The sequence below is a fragment of the Kushneria sinocarnis genome (assembly GCF_003633775.1).
GTDB lineage: Bacteria > Pseudomonadota > Gammaproteobacteria > Pseudomonadales > Halomonadaceae > Kushneria > Kushneria sinocarnis.
On the sequence record NZ_RBIN01000003.1, the window covers coordinates 250,157 to 269,157 of the forward strand.

Here is a 19,001-nt window from a genome sequence, read left to right on the forward strand (position 1 = left end):
CAATGCCACAGCTCGACAAGATTCCCGCCACGGTCGTCACCGGCTTTCTCGGCAGTGGCAAGACCACCCTGCTGACCCACCTGTTGCGCCACGCCGGCAACAAGCGGATTGCCGTCATTGTCAATGAATTCGGTGAACTGGATGTCGATGCTGAACTGGTCCGGGGCTGCCGGCTGGAAGGCTGCGAGGACAACCCGGCAAGGGAAGTGGATAACGGTATATTCGAACTCGCCAACGGCTGTATCTGCTGCACCGTCGAGGAGGAGTTCCTGCCGGTCATGCAGCAGCTGGTCGAACGGCGTGACGAGATCGATCATATCCTGATCGAAACCTCCGGCCTGGCCCTGCCCAAGCCGCTGGTGCAGGCCTTCAACTGGCCGGATATCAAGCGCTTCTGCACCGTCGACAGCGTGATTACGGTGGTCGATGGCCCGGCCCTGGCCGAGGGCCGGGTCGCCCATGACCCCTCGCGCATCGAGACCCAGCGGCTGGCCGACAGCAGCCTCGATCACGATCCCACCCTGCAGGAGCTGCTGGACGATCAGCTCGCCTCGGCGGATCTGGTGGTGATTGCCAAGAGCGATCAGCTCGGTGAAGCTGGCCTGCAGCAGGTCGAAACCTGGCTGTACGAACAGCTGCCCGAGCGGGTCAAGACACTTCGAGCCGCCAACGGCGAGGTCGAGCCGGCCGTGCTGCTGGGCATGGGCGCCGAATCGGAAAACCGCATCGAGACCCTGAAGACCCATCATGATCATCACCATGAACAGGGTGAGGAGCACCATCACGCGCATGATGACTTCGACAACTGCGTGCTTCATCTTGGCGCCGTCGACACGACCCGCCTGCTGGAAGCGCTGAAGGATCAGATCGCCCGCCAGACCATCTACCGCATCAAGGGCTTTGCCGATGTCGGCAAGCCGATGCGCCAGATCGTGCACGGGGTGGGCAACCGGCTCTCCCATCACTTCGATCGTCTCTGGCGGGAGGATGATCTGCGTCGTACCCGACTGGTGGTGATCGGCAAGCAGCTGGATGCCGGCGCACTGGAGCAGGCCGTGGCCACCGCAGCGCTGGACGACACCGCCATCCAGCACGAGCGGCAGGCCTGAGCCATGCACCTGCTGGCCTCACAGCCGGGCGGTTTCAGCGACGACGAGGGCATTATCGACCTCGGTCAGACGCCCGGCGAGCTGGTGATCCTGTCGGCCGCGGACAGTGTGCTGGCCCTGCTGGCCGAGCGGGCCGAGGCACTGCCGGACGATTACCCTTCGGTACGGCTGGCCAACTGGCTCAATCTCAAGCGCCCGGCCGCGCTGGATCTCTATCGTGACCGGGTGGCCGACCGCAGGGGATCGCAGGCCCCGCAGGGCACCCGGCTGATGGTGCTGTCACTGCTGGGCGGTGAAAGCTACTGGCAGTATGGGCTGGAGCAGTGTCAGGCGTGGGCGCGGGAAACGAACGGCACGCTGATCGTGGTGCCCGGCGAGGACTACGAGGATGACACCCTGCTGAACGCCGGTAACGTGGATTACGCCACCGCCAGGCGGGTCTGGCGCTATCTGCGCGAAGGCGGCCGGCACAATATCGATCAGCTCTACCGCTACCTGGCAAGTCTGGCCTTCGACCATGCCGATGAGGCCCTGCCGCCGAGTCGTACCCCGCGAGCCCTGCTCTATCAGCCGCAGGCGATCGGTGCCGTGGCCACCCTCGATGAGTGGCGCCAGCGCTGGCGAGCGGATGCCCCGGTGGCCGTGCTGGTGTTCTACCGCGCTCATCTGCAGGACGCCAACGTGGCGATGTTCGACGACCTGATCGAGACCATGCTCGCGGGCGGCCTCAATCCGCTGCCGATCGCGGTCGCCTCGCTCAAGGAATCCCTCTGTCTGGAGACCGTCAATGAGCTGATCGAGCAGGCCGATGCCGACATCATGCTCAACGCCACCGGCTTTGCCCTCTCCGGGACGGTCAACGCCTCGCTCTCCTCGACGCCGAGCGACTATCATCACCCCTTTCAGCGCGAGCTGCCGATCCTGCAGGTGATTCTCGCCAGCAACAGCGAAGCGGACTGGCGCGAGCAGTCCAATGGGCTGCGTTCACGCGACATCGCCATGCACATTGCGCTGCCGGAACTCGATGGTCGCATCATCACCCGGGCCATCGGCTTCAAGTCGGGCGAGCGCTACAGCACTCGCACCCAGCATCAGGTGATCCGTTACGAACTCAACACCGAGCGCGCCCGGTTCGTCGTCGAGCTGGCAAGACGCTGGGCCGGACTGAGGCGTACCCCCGCCAGCCAAAAACGGATTGCGCTGATCCTGGCCAACTATCCTTCCAGTGATGGCCGCATTGGCAACGGTGTGGGGCTGGATACACCGGCCAGCACGCTGAACATCCTGCACGCCCTGAAGGAGGCCGGTTATCCGGTGGGCGACACCCTGCCACGCGATGCCACCGCGCTGATCGAGTGGCTGCAGGCCAGCGTGACCAATGATCCGGCCAGCTGGCGGACCCGCCCGGCGGCACAGAGCCTGGATCTGGCGACCTATCGACGCTGGTTTGCCACCCTGCCCGAGCAGTGTCAGCAGGCCGTACTGGTGCGCTGGGGCGAGCCCGAGCAGGACCCGCGCTGCCGCCAGGGCCGACTGATGATCGCCGGCATGCGACTGGGCGAGACCTTCATCGGTGTTCAGCCCGAGCGGGGCTACGATGTGGATGAAGTGGGCAGCTATCACGCCGGCGATCTGGTACCGACCCACGCCTATCTCGCCTTCTACTGCTGGCTGCGGGAAGTCTACGGGGTGGACGGCGTGGTACACGTCGGCAAGCATGGCAATCTCGAGTGGCTGCCAGGCAAGAGCACCGCACTCTCCGAAACCTGCTGGCCGGACATTGCTCTCGGGCCGATGCCCCACCTCTATCCCTTCATCGTCAACGATCCCGGTGAAGGGGCCCAGGCCAAGCGACGCAGTCAGGCAGTGATCATTGATCACCTGATGCCGCCGATGACCCGTGCCGGCGTTCATGGCGAGCTGGCCGAACTCGAACGGCTCACCGATGAATACTATCAGGCGCTGGGGCTGGACCAGCGCCGCGAGCAGTGGCTGCGCCGGGCCATCGTCGAGCAGCTGCAGCATTCCGAGCTGTTGGCCGAACTCGAGGCGATGCCTGCCAGCGACGGCCGGGACGGTGCGCTGGAAGCGACCCTTGATGAAGAAACCCGGCTGCTCAACCGCCTCGATGGCTACCTCTGCGAGATCAAGGAAGCCCAGATTCGTAACGGCCTGCATCGTCTCGGTCAGTTGCCCGATGCGGACCGGCTGACCGATACACTGCTGTCACTGATGCGCCTGCCCCGGGGCGAGGCCCCCGAGGACGCCGGTATCCTGCATGCCCTGCGCGATGATCTGGCACTCGATGACGAGTTTGATCCGCTCGACAGTGATGCCGGTGCCTGGCCGGGACCATACCCCGATCTGTTACAGCAGGTGCTGCCGGACCGCCCCTGGCAGACGCGTCCCCATACCCGGGAGCGGCTGGAAGCGCTGGCTGGCCAGCTGGTCGAGAACCATCTGGTCCAAGGCGTTTCCCTGACCGAGCTGCCCGCCCGGCTCGAACGTACCCGAGCCCTGCTCGAAAGCGCGCAGCGTACCCTGCTGCCCGTATTGCACCGGAGTGTCGCTAACGAGCTCTCTGCGCTGCTCGATGGACTCGCGGGTCGCTTTGTCGCCCCCGGCCCGAGCGGTGCACCCACCCGCGGCCGGCTGGATGTGCTGCCCACGGGGCGCAATTTCTATGCGGTCGACAGTCGCGCCATTCCTTCCCGAACGGCCTGGCAGCTGGGTCAGCAATCGGCCGAAGCGCTGATCGAACGCCATCTCCAGGAACACGGCGATTATCCCGGGTCGATCGGCCTGTCGGTGTGGGGCACTGCCACCATGCGAACCGGGGGCGATGACATCGCGCAGGCAATGGCCCTGATGGGGGTGCGCCCGGTATGGGCCACCGGATCCCAGCGCGTGGTGGATTTCGAGGTGATTCCGCTCTTTCTGCTCGGCCGGCCAAGGGTGGATGTCACCCTGCGCGTCTCGGGTTTCTTCCGGGATGCCTTCCCCAACCTGATCCGGCTGTTCGACGCGGCGGTACAGAAGCTTGCCGAACTTACGGAACCCGGCGACAACCCCATCAGACGCCATGTCGAAGAGCAGCAGCAGGCGCTGATGACAGAGGGCCATGACCGGGAGAATGCCCGACTCGAAGCCGGCTACCGTGTTTTCGGTGCCCGCCCGGACAGCTATGGCGCCGGGCTGCAATCCATGCTGGATGAGGGCCATTGGGAGAGCAGTGACGATCTGGCGCGGGCCTGGATCGACCAGACCAGCTTCGCCTATGGTCAGACCGGTTTCGGCACCCCTGCCGGCCGTGCCCTTGCCCGCCAGCTCGGCCAGCTCGATGCCGTGCTGCACAACCAGGACAATCGCGAGCACGATCTGCTCGACTCCGGCGACTACGCCCGCTTCCAGGGCGGCATGGCCAATGCGGTACGCAGCCTGCGCGGTGAAGCCCCCGGCATTTATCACGGGGATCATGCCAATCCGGCCCGGCCGAAGGTACGGACCCTCAAGGAGGAGCTCAACCGGGTCGTGCGTGCCCGGGTGACCAACCCGAAGTGGATCGCCGGCATGCAGCGCCACGGCTACAAGGGAGCCTTCGAAATGGCAGCCAGCGTGGATTACCTGTTCGCCTATGACGCCACGACCGGCCTGATCGATGATCACCAGTATGCCAACGTCACCGATGCTCTGGCGCTGGAGCCGGAAAACCGGGCCTTCATGGCCGAACACAATCCACGCGCGCTGAAGGATATGGGTGAGCGCCTGCTGGAAGCCATTCAGCGCGGGCTCTGGGCCTCACCAGGTGAGTACCGGCAACAGCTGGAAGCGTTGCTGCTCGATCTGGACGCCCGCGAGGAGCAGGCCGCCTCATGACCTCTACCTACGGTACCCCCCGCCACCGTTTCAGGGCCGATCGCACCCTGATGATCCAAGGCACGACCTCGGACGCCGGCAAGAGCGCACTGGCCACGGCCCTGTGCCGCCTGCTCGCCAGGCGGGGCCATCGCGTGGCCCCCTTCAAGCCACAGAACATGGCGCTCAACAGCGCCGTGACCATTGATGGCGGTGAAATCGGTCGCGCCCAGGCGGTGCAGGCCATGGCTGCCGGCATCGAGGCTCGGGTGGATTTCAATCCGATCCTGCTCAAGCCCACCTCAGATCAGGGCTCGCAGGTCATTGTCGGGGGGCAGGCGATCGGCACCATGCGGGCCGCCGAGTACTACCGTCACAAGCCGGCGCTGCTCGACGAGGTCATTGCGGCCCACGACCGCCTCAGCGACGAGTTCGATCATGTCATCGTCGAAGGTGCCGGCAGTGCGGCAGAGATCAATCTGCGTGCCCACGATCTTGCCAACATGGGGTTTGCCGAAGCCATCGACTGCCCGGTGATACTGATTGCCGACATCGATCGCGGCGGCGTCTTCGCCCACCTGGTCGGCACCCTGGCAGTGCTGCCCGAGACCGAACGCGAGCGCATCGTCGGCTTTGTCATCAACCGCTTTCGAGGTGACCCGGCCCTGCTCCGGTCCGGGCTGGAATGGCTGGAACACGAAACCGGTCGCCCGGTGCTGGGCGTGCTGCCCTGGCTCGAGAATCTGCATGTCGAAGCCGAGGACAGCCTCTCCCGCGCCGAGGACTCACACCACGAGAGTGCCCGGCTGAAGGTGGTGGTGCCGCTGCTGCCCCGGCTGAGCAATCACACCGATTTCGACGCCCTGCGCCTGCACCCCGATATCAGCCTGAAGTTCTGTCACACGCCAGAGCCCGGCGATCTGATCATTCTGCCGGGCAGCAAGCACGTGCGCGCCGATCTCGACTGGCTGCGCGCCCGGGGCTGGGAAACGGCCATCAGTCGTCATCTGCGCTACGGCGGTCGGGTGATGGGCATCTGCGGCGGTTATCAGATGCTGGGACATCGCATCATTGATCCGGATGGCGTCGAGGGGGAAGCCGGCGAAAGTGACGGACTGGGCTGGCTGGATCTCACCACCACGCTCAAGGCCGATAAGCAGCTGCGACGCGTCACCGGCCATTGCCTGCTCGGCGGGGCGCCCGGCACCCCCCTGACCGGTTACGAGATCCATGTCGGCGAGAGCCGCGGCACCGGACTGCGTGATGATATCTTCCTGCTCGAGGATGGTCGCCGGGACGGTGCGCTCAGTGCCGATGGCCGCATTCTCGGCACCTATCTGCACGGCATCTTCGATCGCCGGGAAACCCTCGAATGCCTGCTGGAGTGGGCAGGACTGAAGCAGCCGCAGCCCTTTGATTATGATGCCTTTCGACTGGCCGAAATCGATCGCCTGGCCGATGCCGTAGAGGAGAGCCTGGATATCGGTCAGCTGATCCCCGGGGCACGCCCTCCGCAACGGCCATGAAATCGTTCAGCCCATTGCCCGGATGCGACCTTTTCATCAGCGAAACCCAACTTTGCGGATAGCTGGCGACTGCCCGACAGTGTTCTAAACTCGAACCATTGCAGCCCCTGATAACCAGAAAAGAAAGGGTAACCCCATGGCCATGGAACAGGTGAAAGGTCTCGTGGATGCCGATTATGCCCGTGCGTTGAAGGCAATGGCCAAACGCAAGGGCATATCGGAGGAAGAACTGGTTGGACGCGCCGTCACCCACATGGTGCACTTCGAACTGCAGCTGAGCAGCCGCGTGCGCCGGCATGCACCGGATTCCGACGAGCTCGGCAATCGCATGGTCTGAGTACATCAAACGGCACGTTCACTGACCGGGCCCGCGGCTCACACCGCGAGCCAGCCACGATCAGAAGGTTTCCCAGTCATCCGATTCGACAGCAACGGGCTCGGCACGCCCGGACTCCTGCCCCTGCCCGTCTTCCCGAGCGCCGGATCGACGAGAGCCTGCAGCCCTGTCGAGCCCTGCTGCCTTCTCGGAGCGTCCATGCCGTTCGCCAGCCGCTGACTCGCTTCGACCGGCTGCAGTACCCGAGGATCCGGGGCGTGATGCTTCAACCATCACCGGAACCACACCCTCCGCCAGCCGGAAGGAAGCCACGGCTTCGTGCAACCTGCCCGCCTGGGTCTGCAGGTCCTGGGCCGCGGCCGCCGACTCCTCGACCAGTGCCGCATTGTTCTGCGTAACCTGATCCATCTGGGATATGGCCTGATTGACCTGTTCGATACCGTTGGACTGCTCGCCCGATGCCTGCGAGATCTCCTCGAGCAGCTGACTGACGTTGCGTACCTGCTGAACCACCTCGTTCATGGACCCCTTCGTGCGCTCGACCACGGTCATCCCTTCTGCGGTACGACTGCCCGCATCGGTCACCAGCGTCTTGATCTCCTTGGCGGCATCGGCACTGCGACTGGCCAGTTGCCGGACTTCTCCGGCCACCACGGCAAAGCCACGACCGTGCTCACCGGCCCGAGCGGCTTCCACCGAAGCGTTCAGCGCCAGCAGGTTGGTCTGAAAGGCAATGCCATCAATCACCTCGATGATGTCGGTGATCCGCTTCGAGCTTTCATCGATGCCCTGCATGGTGGTTACCATTTCCTCGACATCCTGACCGCTGCGCCCTACCGACTGCGAAGCAGTCAGCGCCATGGTATGCGCCTGCTCGGCATTCTGGGCATTCTGACGCACTGTGGCCGTCATCTGCTCCATGCTGGCCGCGGTCTCCTCAAGCGAGGCAGCCTGCTGCTCGGTCCGACCGGAGAGATCGTTACTGCCGGCGGCAATCTCGCTGGAGCGCGAGCCCACCAGCTCACTGCTCTCCCGAATGGTACCGACAGTCCGGACCAGACTGCCCTGCATGCGGCGCAATCCTTCGAAGAGCTGACCGATCTCGTTGCGACTGCCCTCCCGGATGTGGTGTGCGAGATCACCACGGGCGATGTGATCAAGATGGGCAACGGCCTCGCCCAGCGGGCGGGTAATCACCCGGGCGAACAGCATGCGAATGGCAAGCACGATGCCAAGAATCACCATGGCAATGATGGCCATGGTCCAGTTGATGGCCGTCTGTCGGCTTTCGGCAGCCTGGTCCAGCGCCGCGGAGATCCGGTTGCGATGAGCAATCAGGGCATCCACCGAGTCTTCGAAGCGGGCATCCATCTTCGGTACCACGGTACGAGCCACTTCCCGGTAGCGCTCCAGATCTCCCGCTCGCAGAGCGGTAAACAGTGGCTCGAGCCCCTGTTCGATATATTCGTTCTGGCGTTGCTGAAAGGTTTCTGCCAGCGCCGTTTCAGTCCCTTCCTGATTCCCTGACTGATAGTTCGCCATGCTCGCCTGCGCCTTGCCCAGGGTTTCACGCGCCTGATCCAGCCACTCATTCACCTGCTGCTGACTGCTGCCATCGGCAGCATCACGCTGGGCATTGGTCAGTCGCACACGTGTGGTACGCAGATGATTGATGCTGTCGGCAATATCCAGTGTGGTCTGGATCTCGTCATGCGTTCGATCCAGTGACCGGTTGGTCACATGAAGACTGTAGACCCCGTAACCGATAGAGCCGACGAAAAGTGCTGCAAGTAACGCAAGTCCTGCCGTCAGCAGCGTCATTACCCTGATGTTTTTAAGCATTCTCAACCGTGACCATAACCGATGAAATCAATGGCACCGGTTAAACCGATGCCCGGCCTGCTCGGGTCATGCCGAGCACACAGGCATATCGGCAGGTATTACATCGCGGTTTATTAAGATCAGCTGAACACCAGCGATAGTCCTGTCATGGCCCTCGGCTGAACTGCCGACAGGCCCGGGGGCCAACCACCCCGGGTCTCACCCGGGAAATGCCCCCTGACAAGCCGTTGACGATGAGATGCCTGACGATGCTCCACCCTGACATGAGCGGGTCAGCTACCGGCAGCCATTCGTGCTGGTGGTGATAGCACAACTGCATGACAGCAGGACAAGAGGCCTGTTGCCTCATCACGCGAACAGGCATCGACCAATGGGCGTAACGTCCTTCAATGGTCTGACGGATGAGCCCGCCAACCGTGGTGGGAATGCAGGAGCAGAAACCTTGTGCGCCACCTGCCGGAAGGCAGGCGGCACGGAACAACGTGATGCTATACCGGCAAACGGCTTCAGGAGCGTAACCGGAAATGCCCCGGGAGCGGCATGGCCTTCTGGTGTTATCCGGCCTGCCGGCGACGAAGTCGCGGACTGAGCAGTTCACCGGCGAAGACACAACCCAGCAGTACTGCCAGCAGCCAGGGCCACTGGGAGCCCATGTCGAGCTCGGCGATCCCCAGCGCATCGATGAAGACCACCACGATTGCCAACGGTGTCACATAACGAATCATGAACAGCCACAGGGCATAGCGTACCCCGGCAAGCCCCAGCTCATCGCGCATGACATTACTCTTGAGGAAGAAACCGGCCAGCAGCGACAGGCCCAGCCCTCCCAGCGGCATCATCCAGCGCGAGGTCAGGTAGTCGAGCCAGTCAAAGAAGTTGCGACCGGCCACCGTCCACTCCGCGGTAACGTTGAATGAGAGCACCACCAGCAGACTGACCAGCCACAGCACGACACCGGTGCTCCAGGCTGCGCGTGCGCGGGAGATGCCTCGGCTCTGCTGCAGCCAGGCCACCGTGGCCTCGATCATCGAGATCGCCGAAGTGAGCGCGGCCATGGTCAGCATGATGAAGAAAATGACTTCCAGCACCGTGCCCAGCGGCATCTGCTGGAAGGCCAGCGGCAGGCTCATGAAGATCAGCCCGGGACCACTGGCCGGGTCCAGGCCATTGGCAAAGATGATCGGGAAAATGGCAAGCCCGGCCATGAGCGCCACAACGGTATCGCAGATCGCAACGGTAAAGGTCGTCCTTGCGATCGACTTGCCCGCCGGCAGATAGGCGCCGTATGCCATGATGGCGCCGGCGGCAAGCGAAAGAGTGAAGAAGGCATGCCCCATGGCCGCCAGCAGCCCCGCGCCGGAGAGCTGGTCGAACTCGAAACCGAACAGGAAATCCACCGCGCGGCCGAATCCGCCGGAAAACATGCCGTAGATGATCAGCACCGCCAGCATGAGCACCATGCCCGGCATCATCCAGCGCACGCTGCGCTCGATCCCTTCCTGAACGCCCTTGCCGACGATCCCCATGGTGACCACGGTGACCAGGGTACTCCAGAAGCCCAGATTGAGCGGATTTGCGTTATTGGCGCCGAATATGCCGGCCATGCCCTCGACGCTCGCGGCATCCAGTCCACCGGTAACGGCCTTCCACAGATAGGAGATCGACCAGCCGGCCACCACCACATAAAAACAGAGGATCATGAAACCGCAGATCATCGACATCCAGCCGAGCACTCGCCAGAAAGAGGCGCCACCGGACTCCGCGACCACCCGGCGCACGGCTTCCACGGGACTGCCCCGGCCCCGGCGCCCGAAGGCAATCTCCGTCATCATCAGTGGAATGCCGATGGCGGCAATACAGAGCAGATAAACCAGCACAAAGGCGCCACCGCCATACTCACCGGTCATGTAGGGGAATTTCCAGATATTGCCGAGTCCTACCGCCGAACCGGTCGCGGCCAGCACAAAGCCCCAGCGTCCTGCCCAGAGCGGGCCGGAAGAGTTGTTTGTCGTCATGAGGGTACCCTGATTGTTATGGGTCCATGGAAATCAGACCTTGCAAGAACGCCGCCTGCTCGGCTGTTCGTGATTCCGTTCAACATTGAAGCTGACGGACCACCGAAGAATCGAAGCCGCGGATTATAACTTACCGATCCACGCCAGTGCGCGCAGACCCTTCACGGAGCCAGACCGATCCGATCACGGGGAACACTCGGCATACTCGGCCCCGGGCCGGCAGGCCCCGGCTGCGACAGGCCTTCATGACCGCTATCAGCGCCCGGCCGGTCGCACCAGGGCAACACCCGCCGCGGCGATGCCCATGCCCAGCCAGGCCATGGGCGGCATCGCCTCATCCAGCATCAGCCACGCCAGCAGCGACGCACAGGGCGGCACCAGATAGAACAGTGCCGAAACCCTGGAAGCCTCGCCCAGACGGATCATGGCCAGCAGCAGGGTAATCGCGATCAAGGAGTTGCCGATCACCAGATAAGCCAGCGAGGCCACCACCACGCCATTGAAATCGGCATGCAGCTGGCCGAAGATCACGGCCAGCGGCAGGGTCGTGATCAGCCCAGTGGTGTACTGGATCAGGTTGGCCGTCACCGGATGCTGGCTGACCCCGAAGCGTTTCTCGTAAAGCGTGGCCCCGCTCATCCCCAGCAGCGCCAGAAAGGCGCAGAGCAGACCGATCGCACTGGTCGCTTCCACCGCCGTGCGCCCCACCACCACGATGAGCGCACCGACCAGTCCCAGTACAAACCCCAGCCAGCGGCGAAGGCCGATCACCTCGCCCACCAGCGCCGGAGCCGCCAGCGCCACCAGTATCGGCTGCAGCGATACGATCAACGCGACCGTACCCGCCGAAGCATGAAAGGCGAAGGCACTCCAGGAGAAGCCGAAATAGAGGGTCTGGATCAGAAAGCCGGTGACCACCAGATGGCCCCAGTCGGCGGGCCGCTTCGGCAGTGGCGGACGCAGCCACAGGGCCAGCGGCAACAGCACGATCAGCACGCATACAAAGCGCAGCGCCAGCAACAGCATGGGGTCGACATAACCGGTGGCGATCCTCGCCACCGGGAACCCCAGCGACCACAGCAGCAGGAAGATCGCGGGCGCCAGTGGCAGCCAGCGCGGGGCGCTTTCGTTCGCAGCCTCGTGTTCGGGCGCGACACCACTGGATGAGGCAGATGATGAATTTCCGGCAGACACGTGGTGAGTCCTGAATCGGGTGCCAACAAGCCATTGACGGTCAGTGCCCCCGGTGGGCTCCGGGTCAGGGGATAAGCAGGGAAGCCGTAACACCACCGAATCCGCCCGCTTCCCCGGCCAGCCGCCCCGCTATCATACTGACCGGGCTCAGTCCGGCAGCAGGAAATTGCCCTGCCGGCCATCGCCCAGACTCGAGTCCACTACCGAATCATCCTTGAGCGAGACACCCGACAGCTGACGCTTGTCCGCCTCCTTCAACAGATACATCAGCAGTTCGGATGCTGCCTGAAAGGATTGCCCGTTGGGCCGGATATTGGACAGACAGTTGCGCTCGCTGTCGCGTCGGCCGGGTCGGGGCCCCCAGGTAAAGTAGATGCCGAGACTGTCCGGCGAGCTCAGACCGGGACGCTCACCGATCAGCACGATGCTCATGCGACCCCCCAGCGCCTCGCCGATCGGATCCCCGATCGCAACCCGCGCCTGCTCGACCAGTGCTACCGGTCCGATCTGCCAGCCCTGCTGCTCGATCATCGGCAACAGGGCCTGCAGCAACGGCACACTGTTTTCGTGAATGGCCCGGGCCGATAGGCCATCCGCCACCACGATCGAGAGATCGCATTGCGCCACGTTCATCGCCTGGAGCGCTTCCCGGGACGGCTCATCGAGCTGTCGGCCCAGATCGGGGCGCCGCAGATACTCATTGCGATCGGCAGCGGCACTGTGCAGGCGCATGACGCTGTCGCAACAGGTGGCCAGCTGGTCCACCATCCGCTCGGTATCCAGTGGCAGATGCACGGCATCCCGGGCCTGGGCGTGGGCCAGCTGAAACTGCAGGTGGGCATCGGTGGGCAGACTGCTGCCGGCACGCCCGAGCCCGATTCGGGCCTCGGTATGTTCCCGCAGTACCTGCCAGGGATTGCTGATGACGCCCGGGGTGATGGTGCTGTTATCGTTGTTCATGATCATGCGACTCCCATTCAGCTGGCACGGGCCAGTGCATGACGAAAGGCCTCCGGCAACTGCCGACCGACCCCGATGCGGCCCTGGCCATCCACGATCGACATGCGCTCCAGCCAGGCCTGAAATTCCGGAGCCGGTTTCAGCCCCAGCACATCGCGGACATAAAGCGCATCATGAAAGGAGGTGGTCTGGTAGTTGAGCATGATGTCATCCGAACCGGGGATGCCCATCACGTAGTTGCAGCCGGCCGCCCCCAGCAGGGTCAGCAGCATGTCCATGTCATCCTGATCGGCTTCGGCGTGATTGGTATAGCAGACATCACAGCCCATCGGGACACCCAGCAGCTTGCCGCAGAAGTGATCTTCCAGCCCGGCACGAATGATCTGCTTGCCATCGAACAGGTACTCCGGACCGATGAAGCCGACCACCGTATTGACCAGCAATGGCGAGAACTCGCGCGCCACAGCATAGCTGCGCGCCTCCAGGGTCTGCTGATCGACGCCCTGATGGGCATCCGCCGAAAGCGCACTGCCCTGCCCGGTCTCGAAATACATGACGTTCTGGCCGACCGTGCCCCGCGCCAGCGACCGAGCGGCATCATGGCCTTCACGCAGCAGGTCGAGACTGATCCCGAACCCCTCGTTGGCAGCCTGCGTGCCGGCGATCGACTGAAACACCAGATCGGTCGGCGCGCCGCGGTTGATGGCCTCGATGGCGGTTGTGACATGCGTGAGCACGCAACTCTGGGTGGGAATTTCATAGCGGCTGATGATCTCGTCGAGCATCTTCAGCAGGGTGGTGACCGACCCGGTATTGTCGGTGGCCGGATTGATACCGATCACCGCATCCCCATTACCGTAGAGCAGGCCATCGAGGATGCTGGCCGCAATGCCGGTAGGATTATCGGTAGGATGGTTGGGCTGCAGTCGGGTGGCAAGTCGCCCCTCCAGCCCGATGGTGTTGCGAAACTGCGTCACCACCCGGCACTTGTGCCCCACCAGCACCAGATCCTGCAGACGCATGAGCTTGGCCACTGCCGCGACCATCTCCGGGGTCAGACCGGGTGCGACAGCACGCAGGGCGGCACTGTCGACTTCATGGGCCAGCAACCAGTTGCGGAATTCGCCGACCGTCAGATGCGCAATCGGCTCGAAGGCGGCCCGATCGTGACGGTCGATGATCAGCCGGGTCACCTCATCCTTTTCGTAGGGTATGACGGTTTCCTCGAGGAATCGCTGCAGTGGCACTTCTGCCAGTGCCAGCTGCGCGGCCACGCGCTCCTCGGCCGTAGCCGCAGCAATGCCCGCCAGCTCATCACCGGAACGGCGCGGCGTGGCACGGGCCAACAGCTCGCGCAGTCCTTCAAAGCGATAGCGACGACCCGAGATATCACACTGATAGGTGCTCATGACTGTTATCCTTGTACTCGGTGGCCTCTTTCTGCCTATCTGAGCACCCGCCAGACGGAAAGCGCAATAGCCTGCCGCCCTGCCCCCCCCTGCACGACCGGTTACGGAATCCTCATGATCGTCACCCTGAGCATCATCGTTCTCACCTGCCTTGTCTCCATCGCCGCCCTGCGCAACTTCCGGCTGCTCGACCGGCTGCTGTTCTGGCCCCCCGGCATCGCGCGCGGCCAGCTCTACCGTTTCGTGACACATGGCTTCGTTCATGCTGATGGTCAGCATCTGCTGTTCAACATGATCACGCTGTATTTCTTCGGCAGGGCCATCGAACCGTTCTTCAGTCAGTATCTGGGCACGATGGGCTATGCGGGGTTCTACCTGGGAGGGCTGATTGTCGCCATTCTGCCCGGTTACTGGCAGCATCGCCGGGATGATCGCTATCGCAGTCTGGGAGCTTCAGGGGCGGTTTCGGCAGTGCTGTTCGCCTTCATCCTGATCCAGCCCTGGGCCACGCTCTATGTGCTGGTGATCCCGGTCCCGGCCATCATTTATGCGATCGCCTACACGCTCTGGTCGATTTATGCAGGACGCCGCGGGGGGGGACAACATCAATCACAGCAACCACCTGTGGGGCGCTGCCTATGGCGTTATCTTCGTGCTGGCGATGGAGCCACGCCTGCTGGAGGTATTCGTGAACCGGCTGCTGTCACCCGGCCTCGGCTGAATCGGGTCCAGCAGAGGGATGGCCGGCCACCGAGGGCTCAGGGCGCAAGCGGTTCATCCATTCGATCATTGCCGTTGCGCCCCGGTTCGGATCCCAGTCCGCCGGGCGAGATATCATCGGTGGAATTGACGCTGCCGTTATTGATCGGCAGGTTCAGATCGCTGGTGGCATCCAGCGGTGGCTGATGCTCCACGATGTCATTATCGGGAGAAGGCGAATTGCTGGCATGGCGATAGAGGCAGCTCTGGATGTCATCGGCCGTCTGCTGCAGCACCTGCCAGGTCTGCATCGGAGCCGCCGTGTCCCAGGCCCCCACCGGACTGAAGGCCTCACCGCCCGAAGCACGACCGATGCGATCGAAATAGTAATAATTGGACGTTGATCCCAGCTGCAGTTTCAGCCGAAAGGCCACCGGAGGCTGGCTGCCCTTCGCCACGCCGGTCATGACGGTACTGCCCTGACTGTTCTCTTCACTTACCGGCTGGCTGCCGGTATTCGCGGCGTCGATCTCGCCGGCCAGTTCGAGTGGTGCCACTGTAATGCGACGATGTTCGACCGAGGTCTGCATGCACTGCTGCAGCTGACTCTGCTCTACCTTTGTCCATGGCTTGCGAAACCAGACAGAGCCGATGTAACTGCCCGATTCCGCCTGAACGGGATTGATCGAGTCATGCGAGACAACCTCCGGCGCGAGTACATGCTGAGGCGCTGTGGAACAGGCGGATAACAGTGTCGCGGCGGCAACACTCCAGGCAATCTTTTTCATGATGTTTCCCAGATGATCATGGCTGACTGTGTGGCAGGACCGGATCTCACTCGGTTCCATGTTGCCCATTGTAGGGGGCGAAACGCCTCATGCGTTAATATTGATCGTCATGAGCAACATGATCGCCATCTCGGCGGGACTGGCACAGCATCCGAGGCATGAAAATGAGAATCTGGTGGCGTTGTCGACGCTTGCAGCGACAACATGAAGTCGATCACTGTCGGGCGAATTCCTCATTACCGGAATTCAAACGGCAACGGTGTATCGAATTCTCTGCGTTTGGCCCGTGTCTCATCGGGCCCTTTTTCCTGCCGATCTGCATCGACGACAAGCCATCACGGCACCGGTTCGACACACCACTTCACCCTACCAGTGACCGAAAGAATCAGTCCGCCAGTGAAATGCCCATGCCACGGGCGAGCCATTGCGTCTTGAGACAGGCATCCGCCAGCGGAGTCGGCCGGATCGCGGCCATGACAGCACCATAAGTGGCCAGAAACTCGCCACACTCCCGGCAGATCACCTCATCCCACTCCACGGCATCCTCCGCGACATGCAGGCTGTTGCTTCCACAGCGATGACAGGTCATATCCAGCATGAGACGCTCCTTGTCCAGCGACTATCCATACCCCGTCCACCACGGAATCGGCGAGTGCTTCTGACAGGGGCTGACGTTCATGCAGCATGCCGCCGGAGTGCGCCGGATCATTCCCTGCCAGACAGCGGACATGCTCGTCAAAGCGCGTGACAGGATGGTGACACCGTCATGACCGGGCCTGCCGGAACCTATCGACAAAAGCAGTGTATAACCGTTATCGGAGGTCAGCTCGCCGGGGTGGCCGACCGTGGGGTTGATCAGCGAAGATGGGCGTCATAAACCTGCATGAACGGAAAGACGAGCATATGGATGCGACCGATCTCTTGAACGAATATCGCAACTGGCAGCGTTTCAGTCGCCAGGAGAGCCTTGACCGGGAGCATCGCGGCGCCGTGCGCAAGCTTGCCCAGTCGGGCGCCATGGCCAGTCGGATGGCCGAATCCTACCGCAGCATGGCATCACGCGGCGCCTCCGAGAGCGCCTGCTATCGTACGCTGTTCAAGCGCCGCATGGACGAAGACACCGACCTGACCTGCGAAGGCTGGCTGTTCGTGCGCCGAGTGCTCAGTGAAGGGGGCACCACCCGGGTCAGAGCCACCCTGCTGGAAAGCTTCACGCTGCCCAGTGGCACCATTGCGCCGGGCACGCTGGAGCCCCAGGGCATTACCCTGGAAATATATGATGAGCTTCTGGTGAGCCAGAACATGCAGGTGGGCTGCCGGGTCGATCGCCGTGACGACGAAAATGACACCCGTTTCCTGACCTTCGTCGACAGCGTACGCGGTGATCTCAAGGCCTATCTCTGATTCAGCCCGACCCCGGGCTTGTTCCGCCCGGCAGGGAAGCTTCAAAACCGATCATGTCAGCACTGTTGATGGTAACCCCATCAGCCTGCAAGGAGCCTTTACGAATGGATACCCAACCCGAATCCTATACCAACCTGCCGCTGCATACCCTCGATGGTGTACGCGACATCCGGCGGCCGGATACGCGCGCCGCTTCGGCTTCGCTCGACATGGACAGTCCGGCCATTGCTCTGCTGACCGATTTCAGCGAAGTCCGGGCCCATACCATTGCGGCCGGCGCCAGCGCCTCTCAGGCCCACGAAACCATGAAGAACAACGGCATACACATGCTGCTGGTGCTGGATGATGATGGCCATTTTGCCGGTATCGTCAGTGCCCGCATCCTGTTTGGCGGACGCGCCATCACGCTGGCCATGCAGCAATACGAGGTCAACCGCGAAGATGTAACCGTCGAGATGATCCGCACCCCTCGCGAAGAGCTGCACGCCATCGAATACAGGCGACTGGAGCGTGCCACGCTTGGCGATCTGGTACAGACCCTGCGAACTTCCGGAGATCGGCATGTGTTGATCACCGATGGCGACTGCGACACCAGCGATTGCCGCATCCGTGGCGTGGTGTCAGCCTCGGATGTCAGCCATGCACTGGGCATCAATCTCGACCATCCGCCCGAAGCCCACAGCTTTTCAGCCATTCGTTCGGTCGTGCTGGGCCACGATCTCTGATCGCGCTGACCAATGCCGGCATGCACTGTCGGTTGTCCCTGTTCCGCCCTGACAACCGACGGTGATCCGATCACCCTGATGTGCTGTTGAAATGACTCGCATACTGATGATTTACACGGGGGGCACCATTGGCATGCGCCCCGGCCACCGGGGGCTGGAGCCCGGTCACGATTTCGAGCAGCGGGCCCGAGTGCAGCTGGATCGCCTGCCGGCCGAGCGCCGAGCGGCGCTTCCCCGTTTTCACTGCCTCGCCTATCGGGATCCGATCGATTCCAGCAATACCCGTCCGGAACACTGGGCCCGTATCGCCCATGATGTCCTTGCCCATCAGCATGAATATGATGGCTTCGTGATCCTGCACGGGACCGACACCCTGGCCTGGACCGCCGCCAGCCTGAGCTGGCAGCTTGCAGGCCTGAACAAGCCGATCATCGTGAGCGGCGCTCAGCAACCGCTGGAAGTCGAAAGCGGTGATGCGCTCGCCAATCTCGAACAGGCCCTGCGGTTTGCCGCCTGCCCCGGGCTTGCCGAGGTCGCCGTAGCCTTCGGTGGTCGGCTGCTGCGTGGCGATGCGGCCCGCAAGTGGGACACCCATGCGCATCAGGGATTTGCCAGTCCCAATGCGAACTGGCTGGGTGAGTGGCTTGATCATGCGCCGGTGCTGCATGTCACTCGCTCCCGACCGCCGGAAGGTGTTTGCCGGCCCATGCCCTGGCCACTCGAAGCTCCCCCCAGGGTGGCGCGCCTGGCACTATGGCCCGGCATCGACTCGGACATGATGGCCCGCCTGCTGACTCCGGAACTTCAGGGACTGGTGCTGGAAGTCTGGGGCAGTGGCAATGTGCCCGAGGATCCGGCACTGCTTGCGCTGCTCTCGACCGCCACCCGGCGCGGCTGCCTGATCGTGGCCATCAGCCAGTGCCCGCACGGCAGTCTCGCAATGACCAGTTACGCTACAGGCCACGCCCTTCGAACCGCAGGGGTCATTGATGGGGGCGCCATGACGCCGGAAGCGGTCTTTACGCGTCTGAGCCATCTGCTGAGTCTGGGGCTGAGCCCACAGCAGTGCCGTCATCACCTCGTGCCGTAATCATTCTGTATTATTGTTGAAAGATAACGGTATAAACCCGACAGTGAT

Annotated in this window: 14 protein-coding genes; 8 read left to right on the forward strand and 6 right to left on the reverse strand. The window is 62.9% G+C overall.

Annotation, left to right across the window (positions count from 1 at the left end; translation table 11 throughout):
- The first annotated feature begins 2 nt into the window (after nt 1-2).
- The 4 genes from cobW (at nt 3) to C7446_RS06025 (ending at nt 6,827) form a co-directional block, all read left to right on the forward strand.
- Nucleotides 3-1,109: a cobalamin biosynthesis protein CobW gene (cobW, locus tag C7446_RS06010; RefSeq protein WP_121172191.1), complete on the forward strand. Its 1,107-nt coding sequence runs from the start codon at nt 3-5 to the stop codon at nt 1,107-1,109.
- A 3-nt stretch (nt 1,110-1,112) separates the two neighbouring features.
- Complete coding sequence (cobN, locus tag C7446_RS06015) at nt 1,113-4,985, forward strand: cobaltochelatase subunit CobN (RefSeq protein ID WP_121172192.1); 3,873 nt, start codon at nt 1,113-1,115, stop codon at nt 4,983-4,985.
- The gene (locus C7446_RS06020) at nt 4,982-6,490 is read left to right on the forward strand and encodes a cobyric acid synthase (RefSeq protein WP_121172193.1); all 1,509 of its coding nucleotides are present in this window, start codon (nt 4,982-4,984) and stop codon (nt 6,488-6,490) included. The genes cobN and C7446_RS06020 overlap by 4 nt, the downstream gene beginning before the upstream one ends.
- Nucleotides 6,491-6,626: 136 nt before the next feature.
- Nucleotides 6,627-6,827, forward strand: coding sequence for a hypothetical protein (locus C7446_RS06025; protein WP_121172194.1), 201 nt, complete (start codon nt 6,627-6,629; stop codon nt 6,825-6,827).
- 60 nt (nt 6,828-6,887) lie between these two features.
- Here the strand turns inward: C7446_RS06025 and C7446_RS06030 are convergent, their stop codons facing one another.
- From C7446_RS06030 to C7446_RS06050, 5 genes are all read right to left on the reverse strand, one after another.
- Nucleotides 6,888-8,669: a methyl-accepting chemotaxis protein gene (locus tag C7446_RS06030; protein ID WP_121172195.1), complete on the reverse strand. Its 1,782-nt coding sequence runs from the start codon at nt 8,667-8,669 to the stop codon at nt 6,888-6,890.
- 554 nt (nt 8,670-9,223) lie between these two features.
- Nucleotides 9,224-10,684: a sodium-dependent transporter gene (locus C7446_RS06035; protein ID WP_121172196.1), complete on the reverse strand. Its 1,461-nt coding sequence runs from the start codon at nt 10,682-10,684 to the stop codon at nt 9,224-9,226.
- Between the two features lie 255 nt (nt 10,685-10,939).
- Entirely contained in the window at nt 10,940-11,878 is a 939-nt protein-coding gene (locus tag C7446_RS06040; protein WP_245977715.1) for a DMT family transporter, read from the reverse strand.
- 147 nt (nt 11,879-12,025) lie between these two features.
- Entirely contained in the window at nt 12,026-12,838 is an 813-nt protein-coding gene (gene eutC / locus C7446_RS06045) for an ethanolamine ammonia-lyase subunit EutC (protein ID WP_121172356.1), read from the reverse strand.
- Nucleotides 12,839-12,855: 17 nt separating this feature from the next.
- Nucleotides 12,856-14,247: an ethanolamine ammonia-lyase subunit EutB gene (locus C7446_RS06050; RefSeq protein WP_121172197.1), complete on the reverse strand. Its 1,392-nt coding sequence runs from the start codon at nt 14,245-14,247 to the stop codon at nt 12,856-12,858.
- A gap of 114 nt (nt 14,248-14,361) precedes the next feature.
- Between C7446_RS06050 and C7446_RS06055 the strand changes: the two genes are divergently transcribed.
- Nucleotides 14,362-15,153 carry a rhomboid family intramembrane serine protease gene (locus C7446_RS06055; protein ID WP_245977717.1) on the forward strand — a complete coding sequence of 264 codons (792 nt, stop codon included), beginning with the start codon at nt 14,362-14,364 and terminating at the stop codon, nt 15,151-15,153.
- Between the two features lie 966 nt (nt 15,154-16,119).
- Here the strand turns inward: C7446_RS06055 and C7446_RS06065 are convergent.
- Nucleotides 16,120-16,332 (reverse strand): hypothetical protein, encoded by a 213-nt coding sequence (locus tag C7446_RS06065; protein WP_121172199.1) that lies wholly within the window; start codon nt 16,330-16,332, stop codon nt 16,120-16,122.
- A gap of 305 nt (nt 16,333-16,637) precedes the next feature.
- Between C7446_RS06065 and C7446_RS06070 the strand changes: the two genes are divergently transcribed.
- From C7446_RS06070 to C7446_RS06080, 3 genes are all read left to right on the forward strand, one after another.
- A complete protein-coding gene (locus C7446_RS06070; protein ID WP_121172200.1) occupies nt 16,638-17,138 on the forward strand; it encodes a hypothetical protein in 501 nt (166 codons plus the stop codon).
- 104 nt (nt 17,139-17,242) lie between these two features.
- On the forward strand, nt 17,243-17,863 hold the full coding sequence (locus tag C7446_RS06075; protein WP_121172201.1) for a CBS domain-containing protein: 621 nt from the start codon (nt 17,243-17,245) through the stop codon (nt 17,861-17,863).
- A gap of 106 nt (nt 17,864-17,969) precedes the next feature.
- Entirely contained in the window at nt 17,970-18,953 is a 984-nt protein-coding gene (locus C7446_RS06080) for an asparaginase (RefSeq protein WP_245977718.1), read from the forward strand.
- Nucleotides 18,954-19,001 lie beyond the last annotated feature (48 nt).

What these genes read in the sequence shown, in the direction of transcription:
- C7446_RS06070 (WP_121172200.1), top strand. Translation starts at nt 16,638, where the DNA reads ATGGATGCGACCGATCTCTTGAACGAATATCGCAACTGGCAGCGTTTC.
- C7446_RS06080 (WP_245977718.1), top strand. Translation starts at nt 17,970, where the DNA reads ATGATTTACACGGGGGGCACCATTGGCATGCGCCCCGGCCACCGGGGG.
- C7446_RS06020 (WP_121172193.1), top strand. Translation starts at nt 4,982, where the DNA reads ATGACCTCTACCTACGGTACCCCCCGCCACCGTTTCAGGGCCGATCGC.
- cobN (WP_121172192.1), top strand. Translation starts at nt 1,113, where the DNA reads ATGCACCTGCTGGCCTCACAGCCGGGCGGTTTCAGCGACGACGAGGGC.
- cobW (WP_121172191.1), top strand. Translation starts at nt 3, where the DNA reads ATGCCACAGCTCGACAAGATTCCCGCCACGGTCGTCACCGGCTTTCTC.
- C7446_RS06025 (WP_121172194.1), top strand. Translation starts at nt 6,627, where the DNA reads ATGGCCATGGAACAGGTGAAAGGTCTCGTGGATGCCGATTATGCCCGT.
- C7446_RS06030 (WP_121172195.1), bottom strand. Translation starts at nt 8,669, where the DNA reads ATGCTTAAAAACATCAGGGTAATGACGCTGCTGACGGCAGGACTTGCG.
- eutC (WP_121172356.1), bottom strand. Translation starts at nt 12,838, where the DNA reads ATGAACAACGATAACAGCACCATCACCCCGGGCGTCATCAGCAATCCC.
- C7446_RS06050 (WP_121172197.1), bottom strand. Translation starts at nt 14,247, where the DNA reads ATGAGCACCTATCAGTGTGATATCTCGGGTCGTCGCTATCGCTTTGAA.
- C7446_RS06055 (WP_245977717.1), top strand. Translation starts at nt 14,362, where the DNA reads ATGATCGTCACCCTGAGCATCATCGTTCTCACCTGCCTTGTCTCCATC.
- C7446_RS06075 (WP_121172201.1), top strand. Translation starts at nt 17,243, where the DNA reads ATGGATACCCAACCCGAATCCTATACCAACCTGCCGCTGCATACCCTC.
- C7446_RS06035 (WP_121172196.1), bottom strand. Translation starts at nt 10,684, where the DNA reads ATGACGACAAACAACTCTTCCGGCCCGCTCTGGGCAGGACGCTGGGGC.
- C7446_RS06065 (WP_121172199.1), bottom strand. Translation starts at nt 16,332, where the DNA reads ATGCTGGATATGACCTGTCATCGCTGTGGAAGCAACAGCCTGCATGTC.